Source organism: Rhodococcus quanlei, assembly GCF_055231015.1.
Genome location: NZ_JBUYWD010000023.1, coordinates 74742 through 86387 on the forward strand (window position 1 = coordinate 74742; position 11646 = coordinate 86387).

Annotated in this window: 9 protein-coding genes and 1 tRNA gene; 3 read left to right on the forward strand and 7 right to left on the reverse strand. The window is 66.5% G+C overall.

The features are described from left to right. The first annotated feature begins 147 nt into the window (after positions 1–147). Positions 148–837: a DUF881 domain-containing protein gene (locus ACZI8Q_RS16960; protein ID WP_463374781.1), complete on the forward strand. Its 690-nt coding sequence runs from the start codon at positions 148–150 to the stop codon at positions 835–837. Between the two features lie 22 nt (positions 838–859). Then, the gene (locus ACZI8Q_RS16965) at positions 860–1513 is read left to right on the forward strand and encodes an aminodeoxychorismate/anthranilate synthase component II (RefSeq protein ID WP_463374735.1); all 654 of its coding nucleotides are present in this window, start codon (positions 860–862) and stop codon (positions 1511–1513) included. A gap of 31 nt (positions 1514–1544) precedes the next feature. On the opposite strand, the gene pknB is transcribed toward ACZI8Q_RS16965, so the two are convergent. The 7 genes from pknB to ACZI8Q_RS17000 all read right to left on the reverse strand — a co-directional run bounded on the left by pknB (position 1545) and on the right by ACZI8Q_RS17000 (position 11221). After that, positions 1545–3443 carry a Stk1 family PASTA domain-containing Ser/Thr kinase gene (gene pknB / locus ACZI8Q_RS16970; protein ID WP_463374736.1) on the reverse strand — a complete coding sequence of 633 codons (1899 nt, stop codon included), beginning with the start codon at positions 3441–3443 and terminating at the stop codon, positions 1545–1547. Then, on the reverse strand, positions 3440–4834 hold the full coding sequence (locus tag ACZI8Q_RS16975; RefSeq protein WP_463374737.1) for a serine/threonine-protein kinase: 1395 nt from the start codon (positions 4832–4834) through the stop codon (positions 3440–3442). Before ACZI8Q_RS16975 ends, pknB begins: the two co-directional genes overlap by 4 nt. Before the next feature lie 2 nt (positions 4835–4836). Continuing rightward, entirely contained in the window at positions 4837–6324 is a 1488-nt protein-coding gene (locus ACZI8Q_RS16980; RefSeq protein ID WP_463374738.1) for a peptidoglycan D,D-transpeptidase FtsI family protein, read from the reverse strand. Next, complete coding sequence (locus ACZI8Q_RS16985) at positions 6321–7775, reverse strand: FtsW/RodA/SpoVE family cell cycle protein (protein ID WP_463374739.1); 1455 nt, start codon at positions 7773–7775, stop codon at positions 6321–6323. The genes ACZI8Q_RS16980 and ACZI8Q_RS16985 overlap by 4 nt, the downstream gene beginning before the upstream one ends. After that, entirely contained in the window at positions 7775–9283 is a 1509-nt protein-coding gene (locus ACZI8Q_RS16990; RefSeq protein WP_463374740.1) for a PP2C family protein-serine/threonine phosphatase, read from the reverse strand. The genes ACZI8Q_RS16985 and ACZI8Q_RS16990 overlap by 1 nt, the downstream gene beginning before the upstream one ends. Then, positions 9280–9756: an FHA domain-containing protein FhaB/FipA gene (locus ACZI8Q_RS16995; RefSeq protein ID WP_463374741.1), complete on the reverse strand. Its 477-nt coding sequence runs from the start codon at positions 9754–9756 to the stop codon at positions 9280–9282. The genes ACZI8Q_RS16990 and ACZI8Q_RS16995 overlap by 4 nt, the downstream gene beginning before the upstream one ends. Positions 9757–9916: 160 nt before the next feature. After that, positions 9917–11221, reverse strand: coding sequence for a DUF3662 and FHA domain-containing protein (locus ACZI8Q_RS17000; protein ID WP_463374742.1), 1305 nt, complete (start codon positions 11219–11221; stop codon positions 9917–9919). Between the two features lie 232 nt (positions 11222–11453). Between ACZI8Q_RS17000 and ACZI8Q_RS17005 the strand changes: the two genes are divergently transcribed. Continuing rightward, positions 11454–11539: transfer RNA gene (locus tag ACZI8Q_RS17005), tRNA-Leu, on the forward strand. Positions 11540–11646 lie beyond the last annotated feature (107 nt).

An 11646-nucleotide genomic window follows, 5' to 3' on the forward strand; every position in this document is an offset into this window, starting at 1 on the left:
GTGTGTGTGCAGGTAGATTCGAATCACCTGCTCTCGAGTACACGCTAACAGCGCCGAGGGTGGACGCGACGATCGACAACGAGCGGACGCGACGATCGACGACGGGAGGCGGGCACCCGAGTGACCGGTGAGCGGGCGCGTAGGCCGATGTTCTGGCGCATTCTGGTGCTCGTGGCGTGCCTCGTCGCCGGGTTGCTGATCTCGACCACTCGCGAGGTGTCGAACGGTCTCGAATTGCGGGCCTCCGATTCCACCAGGCTGTCGGATCTGGTGCGCAACGCGCAGGACAAGGTGGACGCCGTCGCCGCGACACGGGACGATTTGGCCGGAGCGCTCGCCACGCTGCAGGAACAGGCCGCCCAGTCGGACACCGGGGTGGCCGAAGCTCTCCGGCAAACGGACGCCTTGGCAGACGACGCCGGGCTCACGCCCGTCACCGGCCCCGGAATCACCGTCACCCTGACGGATGCGCCGCGTGGCGCGGACGGCAAGTATCCCGTCGACGCCACCCCCAACGACCTGGTGGTACATCAACAGGATGTGCAAAGTGTCCTCAATGCGCTCTGGACAGGCGGGGCCGAGGCGGTGAGCATGCAGGACCAGCGAATCGTGAACACGTCGGCGCCGCGCTGTATCGGCAACACCCTGTTGCTGCACGGGCGCACCTACAGTCCTCCGTATGTGGTGTCGGCGATCGGCGATCCCGCCCGGCTCGAGGCGACCCTCGCGAACGAACCCGGGATTCGTCTGTACAAGCAGTACGCCGCGCGGTTCGGATTGGGGTATACGCAGGCCACATCATCTGACCTGACGATCCCCGGGTACACCGGCGGGTAGACCGACCCAATATCCTCGTTTCATGAGGATTCTCGTCGTCGACAACTACGACAGCTTCGTGTTCAACCTGGTGCAGTACCTGGGCCAGCTCGCAGCCGAGGCCGTGGTCTGGCGCAACGACGATCCGCGTGTCACCGGCCCCGATGCCATCGCCGCTGTCGCCGCCGAGTTCGACGGTGTGCTGCTGAGTCCCGGACCGGGAACACCGCAGCGCGCGGGCGCCACCATGGATGTGGTGACGGCCTGCGCGAAGGCCGGAACCCCGCTGTTGGGGGTGTGCTTGGGTCACCAGGCGATAGGTGCCGCGTTCGGGGCCACCGTCGACCGGGCGCCGGAGTTGCTGCACGGCAAGACCAGCATCGTTCATCACAACGGGGAGGGCGTACTGGCGGGCCTGCCGCAGCCCTTCACCGCTACCCGGTACCACTCGTTGACCGTGCTGCCCGAGACCATTTCCGACGAACTCGAGGTGACCGGGCGAACCGACACCGGCATCGTGATGGCGATGCGGCACCGCGAGCTGCCCATTCACGGTGTTCAGTTCCATCCCGAGTCGGTGCTCACCCAGTGCGGGCACCGGATGCTCGCCAACTGGCTCGGCGTGTGCGGGCAGGCGCCGAAGGAGGCGCTGGTCGCGGCCCTCGAAGCCGAAATGGCTCAGGCGCTGAGCACCTGAGCCATGACCGGCGTCGTTCGTCGAGGACCGATCAGCGCGGGATACCCAGGGTTCCGACGCTGACGGTCACTACCGCGTCCTTGCCGATCTCGGAGCCCGGCGGTTGCTGCTGCGACATGATTTTGCCGACCATCTCCGGGTCCAGCGTCGATGTCTTGGTCTGATTGAGCTGCGACGACGAACCGCGCCATCCGGCCGACCGCAGTTCGGACAGTGCCTGGGAGACCGTGTTGTCGGTCAGGTTCGGCATCGTGATGTTGTCACCGTTGGACACCCGCATCTCGATGGTGTCGCCCTTGGCTGCGGTGGAACTGCCGGCGGGCGCTGTCGAGACCACCTCACCGGCGGGGCGGCCGGAGTCGATCTCCGTTTCGGTGACCTCGAAGCCGGCGGCCTCGAGGTTCTTCTTGGCGACCCGGGCTTCCTGCCCCGTGACGTCGGGGACACGGATCTTTTCCGGACCGGTGCCGAGGGTGATGGTGATGGGTGAGTCCACCGCGATGCTCGTACCGGACGACGGCTCCTGCGCGACGACCTTGTCGAGTTCTTCTTCGGTCGACGGTGCCCGTGCGATTTCGGTGTCGAGACGCAAGTCGACCGCGGCGAGCTCCTGTTGGGCTTCCTCACGGGTCAGACCCGCCAAGCGGGGGATCTGCACCTCTTCGGGGCCTGTGGACACCTCAAGGGTGACGATGCTCTGACTCTCCACCTGCGAACCGGACACCGGTCGGGTGGTGATGACGTTGCCGACCGCCACCACCGGATCGGGCTTGTCCTGCCGGGACACTCTCAGTCCGGCATTCTGCAGCGTGGTGGTGGCCTCCTCGGCGCTCTGACCGGCGACGTCGGGGATGGCAATGGTTTCTCGGCCACCGGTCACCGACCACAGGAATGCGCCGACGATGCCCACCACCACGATCGCCGCAATCGCGATGAGCGCGATCTTGAGGGGGTTCGTGTCGGACCGCCGCTCCTCGTCGGAAACGGGGGCAGCGCCGCCACCGCTGTGCGAATGAGCGCCGCTGTGCTCGGCTGCACCGAGCATGGTGGTCCGGTCCTCGTCGTTCATCACCATCGGTGCGCTGGGGCGCTGCCCACCGAGAACGCGAACCAGGTCACTGCGCATGTCCGCGGCGCTCTGATAGCGGTTGGCCGGGTTCTTGGCCATCGCCTTGAGGATCACGGAATCGAGCTCGGGCGGAATCTCCGGGTTGATCGTGGACGGAGTCTTCGGGTCCTCCCGAACATGCTGGTACGCCACGGCTACCGGCGAATCACCCTTGAACGGCGGTCCCCCGGTGAGGATTTCGTACAGCACGCAGCCCAGCGAGTAGACGTCCGAGCGGGCGTCGACCTGCTCGCCGCGCGCCTGCTCCGGCGACAGGTACTGGGCGGTGCCGATCACCGCGGCCGTCTGCGTCATCGGGCTCGAGGCATCGGAGATGGCACGGGCGATGCCGAAGTCCATCACCTTCACCGCACCGGCCCGATTGATCATCACGTTGGCCGGCTTGACGTCCCGGTGCACGATCCCGTTGCGGTGACTGAAATCCAGTGCGGCACAGACGTCGGAGATGATCTCCATCGCCTCCCGCGGCGCCATCGGGCCGTTGGCGCGCACGATGTCGCGCAGGGTGTCACCGTCCACGTACTCCATGACGATGTACGGCAGCGGACCGGCTTCGATCTCGGCTTCACCGGTGTCGTACACGGCCACGATCGCCGGATGGTTCAGCGCGGCCGCGTTCTGCGCCTCGCGGCGGAAACGCAGATAGAACGTGGGGTCGCGGGCGAGGTCTGCTCGCAGAACTTTGATGGCGACGTCGCGGCTGAGCCGAACGTCGCGGGCCAGGTGAACCTCGGACATGCCACCGAAGCCGAGAATCTCACCCAGTTCATAGCGTGAGGAGAGGTTGCGCGGTGTCGTCATGGCTGTCCTTGCGGATTTTCGGTGGTGGTGGTCGTCGTCGGCTGCTCGGTGGTGGTGGTCGTGGTTTCTTCGGTGGTGGTGGTGGTTTCTTCTTCGGTGGTGGTCTGCGCGGTGGTCGTCGTCGGCTGCTCGGTGGTGGTCTGCTCGGTGGTCGTCGTCGGTTGCTCGGTGGTCGTCTGTTGCGTGGTGGTCTGCTGCGTCGTCGTCGGTTCCCAGGTGGTGACCGGCGGCTCCGTGGTGGTGATGGTCGGCAGCGTGGTGGTCAACGGCGCAGGGCGTGACGGTCCGTCGTCACCGCCGGTGTCGAACAGGATCAGAGCCAGCGCGATGATCGCCGCGAGCGCGAGCAGTCCCGCCGCGCCCCAGGCCATCGCCTTCTGCCCGCTCGTCAGGCCGCCCTTGGAGTCGTCGTCGCGCTCCGGATCGGCGGCATAGCCGGTGGGCTCTTCCGTGTAGGACGTCTGCGAGGTGGGCATCTTCTGCGTCGAAGCGGTGCCCATCGGGGGCAGGACCCGTGCTGTCGCAGGTACGGCGCCGGCTCCCGGTGGCGGCGGCCGACGTCCGGCACGCACGGCGGCGACGGCGTCGGCGAACTCGTGACCGTTGGAGTACCGGGTGACCGGATCTTTCGAGATCGTGATGTCGATCAGTTCGCGAATGTTGACGGGCAGGTCTGCCGGCATCGGTGCCGGGGTTTCCCGCACATGCTTCATCGCTACTGTCAGGGCACCCTCTCCGACGAACGGCCTGCGCCCCGACAGCGCTTCATAGCCCACGATGCCCAGCGAGTACACGTCGCTGGCGGCGGTGGCGTCCTCGCCGAGCGCCTGCTCCGGTGCGATGTACTGGGCCGTGCCCATCACCATTCCGGTACGGGTGACCGGTGAGTTCTCGTAGGCCTTCGCGATACCGAAGTCGGTGATCTTCACCTGCCCGGTGGGGGTGATCAGGATGTTTCCGGGTTTGACGTCGCGGTGGACGACCCCGGCGTCGTGGGCTTCCTGGAGGGCGCGCCCGGTCTGCTCGAGCATGTCCAGGGCGTGTGGGACGGCCAGACGTCCCACACGGGAGAGCACGGTGTTGAGTGGTTCACCGTTGACGAGTTCCATGATCAGGTAGGCCAGGGACTCACCGGTGGCGTCGCGGATCTCGCCGTAGTCGTAGATCCCGGCGATGCCGGAGTGATTGAGCTGCGCGGTGGTGCGCGCCTCGAAACGGAACCGCTCGAGGAACTCCGGGTCGGAGGAGAACTCCGACTTGAGTACCTTCACGGCCACACGACGATTGAGACGCTGGTCCGTCGCTTCCCAGACCTGACCCATGCCGCCGGTGGCGATGAGCCGGATCAGGCGGTACCGGTTCGCGATGAGTGCGCCGTTGTTCAATGCCACAGTCAGCCCCCTCGTAGTCCGGCTTCGATGACAGCACGCCCGATGGGTGCTGCCACGGAGCCGCCGGTCGCGGCCAAGGCCTGGTCTCCGCCGTCTTCGACGATGACGGCAATCGCCACCGTCGGCTTCTCTGCGGGTGCAAAGCCGATGTACCAAGCGTGCGGTGGTGTGTTCCGCGGGTCCGTTCCGTGTTCGGCGGTGCCGGTCTTGGAGGCGATTTGGACTCCGGGAATCTTGCCCGCGCTGCTCGTTCGGTTCTCGGACGCGATCATCAGATCGGTCAGGGTGGCCGCCACCTCCGGTGACATGGCCTGACCCGCCGAAACCGGGTCGGTGGTGTCGAGATTGGACAGGTCCGGTCCTTGCAGCTCGGAAATCAGTTTGGGCTCCATGCGCACCCCGCCGTTCGCCACGGTGGCGGCGATGACAGCGTTCTGCAGCGGGGTCAGCGCTACGTCACGCTGGCCGATGCTGGTCTGGCCCAGGGCCGCGTCGTCGGGGATGGGGCCGACGGTGCTGTCGGCGACCGGTAGCGCGAAGTCGGCGAAGTCCTGGCCGATGCCGAACGCCTCCGCCTGATCGCGGATCGCGTCGGCCCCGACCTCGATGCCCAGTTCGACGAACGCGGTGTTGCAGGAGCGGGCGAATGCTTCCAGCAGCGAGGCGGTGGGTGCGGGGCCGCAGGTGGTGCCGTTGTAGTTCTCGAGGGTGGTCGAAGTGCCGGGAAGGGTGATCTGGGGGGCAGCGGTGAACTGGTCCTGCGGGGTGACGCCGGCCTCGAGTGCGGCCGCGGTGTCGACGACCTTGAACGTCGACCCCGGCGGGTACGTCACCGAGACGGCCCGGTTGAGCAGTGGATTCGCCGGGTCCGCATTGAGCTCTTCCCACGCCTGCGTGGAGACGGCGCCGTCGTGGCTGGCCAGCAGGTTCGGGTCGTAGCTGGGGGTGGACACCATCGCCAGCACGTCACCGGTGGCCGGCTCGATGGCCACCACGGAACCGGTGTATCCGCGGGAGGTGAGCTCGTCGTAGGCAACCTGCTGCATCAACGGGTCTACGGTGGTGACGACGTTGCCGCCGCGTGGGTCGCGGCCGGAGACGAGGTCGAAGAACCGCTTGCCGAACAGACGGTTGTCGGAGCCGTTGAGGATGGAGTCGGCGGCGCGTTCGAGGCCCGTGCTCCCGTACTGCATCGAGTAGAAGCCGGTGACCGGCGCGTACGCCTTCGGACTCGACGGTGCGGCCGGGTTCTCCGGATACGTGCGCAGGTACTTGTAGCGATCGGTGGTGGGTACCGACGCGGCGAGTACCTGCCCGTCCGTGGAGATCTGACCGCGCTGACGGGAGTATTCGTCGAGCAGGATCCGCGAGTTGCGTGGGTCGGCACGCAGGCTGTCGGCCTTGATGACCTGCACGTAGGTGGCGTTGGCGAGCAGGGCGACGACCATCACCATGACGGCGATGGCCACGCGGCGCAGTGGTGTGTTCATAACCGCGGCAACATCTGTGTGGTGGCGTCGGCGATGGGGGCGGGGCCCTTCTTCTTGGGCTGCGCCGGCCGGCGGGCCGAATCGGACACCTTCAGCAAAATCGCGATCAGGAGGTAGTTCGCCACCAGCGACGAGCCGCCGTACGACATGAACGGCGTGGTCAGACCGGTCAGTGGGATGAGCTTGGTGACGCCGCCGACCACCACGAACACCTGGACGGCGAGCGTGAAGGCCAGGCCTGCGGCGAGGAGCTTGCCGAAGCTGTCCCGGATGGCGAGGGCGGTCCGCATGCCCCGGATCACCAGGACGAGGAACAGCAGCAGGACGGCGCTGAGACCGACCAGGCCGAGTTCCTCACCGATGGTGGCGACGATGAAGTCGGTTTTCGCGAACGGAACCTGGGACGGGCGCCCGCTTCCGATGCCGGTGCCGGCGATGCCGCCGGTCGCCAGCCCGAACAGGGATTGCGAAATCTGGTAGCCGGTGTCGTTGTAGTCGGCGAACGGGTCGAGCCAGGTGCTCACGCGGACGCGAACGTGACCGAACATGTTGTAGGCGAACACGAACCCGACGGCCAACAGGCCGGTGCCGATGAGTATCCAGCCGACACGTTCGGTGGCGATGTAGAGCATCACCAGGATGGTGGTGAACAGCAGCAGGGACGTTCCGAGATCCTTCTCGAAGACGAGGACGCCCACCGACACGATCCAGGCGCCGAGGATCGGACCGAGGTCGCGGGCCCGCGGGAAGTCCATGCCGAGGAAATGCTTGCCTGCGGTGGTGAACAGATCTCGTTTCGCGACGAGGACGGAGGCGAAGAAGATGATCAGGAGAATCTTCGAGAACTCGCCGGGCTGAATGCTGAATCCGGGCAGCCGAATCCAGATCTTCGCGCCGTTGACCTCGGAGAACTGAGATGGCAGCAGTGCCGGGATCGCCAGAAACACCAGGCCGACGAGACCGAGGGTGTAGCTGTAGCGCGCCAGCAGCCGGTAGTCGTGCAGGAAGATCAGGACCAGCACGAATCCGGCGATGGCGAGGGCCGTCCACAGTACCTGCTGGTTCGCGTCCGAGGACGGTGTCGGCAGCCCGAAGGCGATGGCGGACTGTTGGTCCGCCAGGTCGAGGCGGTAGATCAACACCAGGCCCAGGCCGTTGAGCAGGGCCACGATCGGCAGGATCAGGGGGTCTGCGTGGGGCGCGAATCGCCGCACCGCGAGGTGCGCGATCAGCAGGAGTGCCGCGTATGCCACACCGAACTTGCCCAGGCCCCAGGTGATGCTCTGTTCCTGACTGGCCTCGACGAGTATCAGGGACACCGTGGTGACGAGGACGGCAAGACCGATCAGGAGCAGCTCGACGTTCCGGCCGTTCGATTGCACGGGTGCCGGTGCAAAGCCTCCGGGGGGACTCGGGAAAGAGGACCCGGATGCTGCTGAAGAAACCGACATCAGCCAGCCGCCCTGCAGTTCTGGCCGGGCACCTGCGGGGGTGCTTCCGGCGCAGGCGTCTGCGGCGCAGTGGTTTCCGGTGCGGGTGCTGGAGCGGGCGCGGGTGGTGGCACCGGCACCGGCAGCGGCGCGGGCGCAGGAGCGGGTACCGCCGGCGGGGGGATCGGCACCGGCAGCGGTATCGGCGGCGGCGCGGGAGCCGGGGTGGGCGACGGAGTGGGGGCCTCGGTGGTTTCTTCCTCTTCGACGCAGACCGGAAGCAGATCGTTCTCGACGAGCCTGTTCATCTGGCTGCGGGCGTCGTCGAGGTTGCCGGAGGGGAGCCCGGCGCGGACCTGTTCACGGGCGGTTGCCGCGAGGTCGTCGATTTCGAGGACGTCGCACTCCGCGGGCATCTCGGCGGGGGAGACGAGTTCGAGTGTGTCCGAGTCGGAGATGCATCCGACGAGGCTTGCTTCCTGCAGCGAGTAGCCGAGGACGGATCCGGGGACACCGCGAAGCACGGTCACCCGGTCGTCGTCTGCCGCCACATAATAGTTGCCGCGCACGACGTACCTGCCGACGACGCCCGCGACGGCGACCACTGCGATCAGGGTGACCGCGACGAGCGCCCACTTCAGTTTGCTGCGCTTGCGCTTCGGTTCTTCCGGGGCGGGCCCGACGATGCGTTTCGGGGTGGCCCGCGGGGGGCGCATGGCCGCGGCGCGACCGGCAGCGGTGTTGGGCGGCGGGGTGTCTTCCTCGTCGTCCGAGGAGGCGGCGCCGGCGACGATGGGGTGGCTGTTCCCGTAGTCGAGGTCGATGACGTCGGCGACGACGACGGTGATGTTGTCGGGACCGCCGCCGCGCAGGGCGAGTTCGATGAGCCGGTCGGCGCATTCGTCCTCGGAGCCCTCGCGCAGCGTGTTCTCGATGGTCTCGCCGCTGACGACGTCGGAGAGGCCGTCCGAGCACAGCAGGTAGCGGTCGCCGGCCTTGGCTTCGCGGACGGTGAGGGTGGGTTCGATTTCGTTGCCGGTGAGGGCACGCATGATCAGCGAGCGCTGCGGGTGGGTGTGCGCCTGTTCCGGGGTGATGCGGCCTTCGTCGACGAGGGACTGCACGAACGTGTCGTCGCGGGTGATCTGCGTGAGGGTGTCGTCGCGGAGCATGTAGCCGCGGGAGTCGCCGATGTGGACGAGGCCGAGTTTGCTGCCGGAGAACAGGATGGCGGTGAGCGTGGTGCCCATGCCCTCGAGTTCGGGGTCTTCTTCGACGTGGTCGGCGATGGTGTCGTTGCCGTCGCGGGTGGCGGCCTCGAGTTTGCGGAGGAGGTCCTCGCCGGGTTCGTCGTCGTCGAGGTGGGCGAGGGCGGCGATCATGAGCTGGGAGGCGACTTCACCGGCGGCGTGACCGCCCATACCGTCGGCCAGCGCCAGCAGTCGCGCGCCCGCATACACGGAGTCTTCGTTGTTGGAGCGGACCAGACCGCGATCACTGCGGGCTGCGTAGCGGAGAACCAGGGTCACGGGCGCAACTCGATTACCGTCTTGCCGACACGTACTGGAGTACCCAGCGGCACGCGAACAGAAGTGGTCACCTTGGCCCGATCCAGGTATGTCCCGTTGGTGGAGCCGAGGTCTTCGACGTACCAGTCGGCGCCGCGGGGCGACAGACGGGCGTGCCGGGTGGAGGCGTAGTCGTCGGTGAGGACGAGAGTGGAGTCGTCGGCGCGGCCGATCAGCACCGGTTGCGTGCCGAGGGTGATGCGAGTACCTGCGAGACCACCCTGGGTGACCACGAGATACTTGGCGCCTTTCGACTTCGACTTGGTCATCGAGGGCAGGACGTTGGCCGCTCCGCGGGCATAGCGCGACACGGGCACGCGGACTCCCGAGCCCGCGTAGATGTCGTTGCGGAGGGCGCGCAGGACCGCCCAGACGAACAGCCACAACAGAAGCAGGAAGCCTGCCCTGGTGAGTTGCAGAATCAAGCCTTGCATCGAGCAGTCCACCTCCTTCTGTTTCCCGCGAATCATAGGGGGCATCGGCCCCGGACATCAGGATACGTACAGGTACCGACGAAACGGATTCGACACCATCGCGCGCCCGAACATCACATCGAACTGTGATGTCGGACGTTACGGAACTCCTGGAAAACGCTCAGAGGATGCGGACGAGGATCTCCGAATGGCCGGCGCGGATGATGTCACCGTCCGCGAGCTGCCAATCCTGAACCGGTGCCCCGTTGACGGTGGTGCCGTTGGTGGAGCCCAGGTCGGAGAGCATCGCGACCTGACCGTCCCAGCGGATGTCGATGTGGCGACGGGACACACCGGTGTCCGGGAGGCGGAACTGTGCCTCCTGGCCGCGGCCGATGATGTTGTTGCCCTCGCGGAGCTGGAAGTGGCGTCCGCTGCCGTCTTCGAGTTGGAGGGTGGCGGTGAAGGCATGCCCCTGTTGCCCGTATCCGGCCGGCGGGTAGCCGCCCTGTTGGTAGCCGGGGTCGTACGCCTGCTGGTCGTATGCGGGCTGATCGTACGCGGGTTGATCGTACGCAGGCTGCTGCCCGTAGCCGCCCTGTTGGTAGCCCGGGTCCTGGTATGGCGGGTTGTAGGCCGGCTGGTCGTACGCAGGCTGCTGGTATCCCTGCGGCTGGTAGCCCTGCTCTTGGTACTGAGAGTCGGCGTAGGAGCCGTCCGGGTAGCGGGCCGGAGCAGCCGCCTGCTGGTCGTAGGCAGGGAAGTCCTGCTGGTAGGCAGGATCCTGGAAGTTCGGGTCGCGGAAGTTGGGATCGTAGTCGTACGCGTCCGCGCGGCCGACCTGCTGGTCGTAGGCAGGGGGCGGGTTCCCCTGGTTCTGGGGCGGGTACGCGGGCGGCTCGAAGCCGGCACCACGGTCGAAACCGTTCTGGTAGGCGGGCCCGTCCTGGGCGTACCGCTGATCCTGACCCACGTGGGCGTGACCGTTACGCGCGTACTCGGGTTCGGGCCTGCGGCCCGCGGCCGGTTCGCGGCTGGGGTCGTAGCCTGGGTTCTGCGTCATGGGGCCAGCTCCTGGTTTCGACGTGGCGTTTGTACTTTTCGGGCGTCCGGCATCCGGATCTACCGAACCACTGGTTCGGAACTGCCCCGTGTGTAGTGTTTCCGACGGCTCGAACGCGACCTGAACCGGCCCGTACGTTTGCCAGCCCTGATCGCGAATGAAGTCTTCAAGGTGCCGGGAGAAAGCCCGGACCGTCAAGTCCCTGTCTTTGGCCAACGCGTCATGATCGGAATTGTTGACGGTGATGACATAGCTGTTGGGAGCGAGCCGGTGCCCGCCCTCGAGCTGCTGCACCCGATCGGCGGCCTCCTGCTGCAGTGCAGACTCCACCTCCTGAGGCATCACATTGCCACCGAACACCCGGGCGAACCCGTCACCGACAGCCCCTTGGAGCTTTCGCTCGAAGCGCTGAACAATACCCATTCCGGGACCTCCTCTCGGTGCCGCCGTGGCGGTTGTCGTGGCAGTGCGTGTCGTGACACCAGGGTGTCAGCGTCCCACGGTACTGTCATCGCCTGGCAAAGTGGCGCGAGTTCACCCTCTTGCATGATATCCGTCTTCCGCCGAACCAGCCCTCCCCGCGACAGATCTGCTTCCTGAACTGCACGAATCGTTAAACTCCGATGCGTCGTGTTAATCTTTTCGGCGTTACTCCGGGCGAGTGGCGGAATGGCAGACGCGCTGGCTTCAGGTGCCAGTGTCCTTCGGGACGTGGGGGTTCAAGTCCCCCTTCGCCCACCACGGGGTGTTTGTGAAACGGCTGGGTTCACGTTTGTGAAACTCGATTTGGCCGTCGCATGAACCCCGATTAGCAAGCGAGAAGGCCCGATCCGATGTTTCGGATCGGG

What these genes read in the sequence shown, in the direction of transcription:
- ACZI8Q_RS16985 (WP_463374739.1), bottom strand. Translation starts at nt 7,775, where the DNA reads ATGTCGGTTTCTTCAGCAGCATCCGGGTCCTCTTTCCCGAGTCCCCCC.
- ACZI8Q_RS16980 (WP_463374738.1), bottom strand. Translation starts at nt 6,324, where the DNA reads ATGAACACACCACTGCGCCGCGTGGCCATCGCCGTCATGGTGATGGTC.
- pknB (WP_463374736.1), bottom strand. Translation starts at nt 3,443, where the DNA reads ATGACGACACCGCGCAACCTCTCCTCACGCTATGAACTGGGTGAGATT.
- ACZI8Q_RS16995 (WP_463374741.1), bottom strand. Translation starts at nt 9,756, where the DNA reads ATGCAAGGCTTGATTCTGCAACTCACCAGGGCAGGCTTCCTGCTTCTG.
- ACZI8Q_RS16965 (WP_463374735.1), top strand. Translation starts at nt 860, where the DNA reads ATGAGGATTCTCGTCGTCGACAACTACGACAGCTTCGTGTTCAACCTG.
- ACZI8Q_RS16960 (WP_463374781.1), top strand. Translation starts at nt 148, where the DNA reads ATGTTCTGGCGCATTCTGGTGCTCGTGGCGTGCCTCGTCGCCGGGTTG.
- ACZI8Q_RS17000 (WP_463374742.1), bottom strand. Translation starts at nt 11,221, where the DNA reads ATGGGTATTGTTCAGCGCTTCGAGCGAAAGCTCCAAGGGGCTGTCGGT.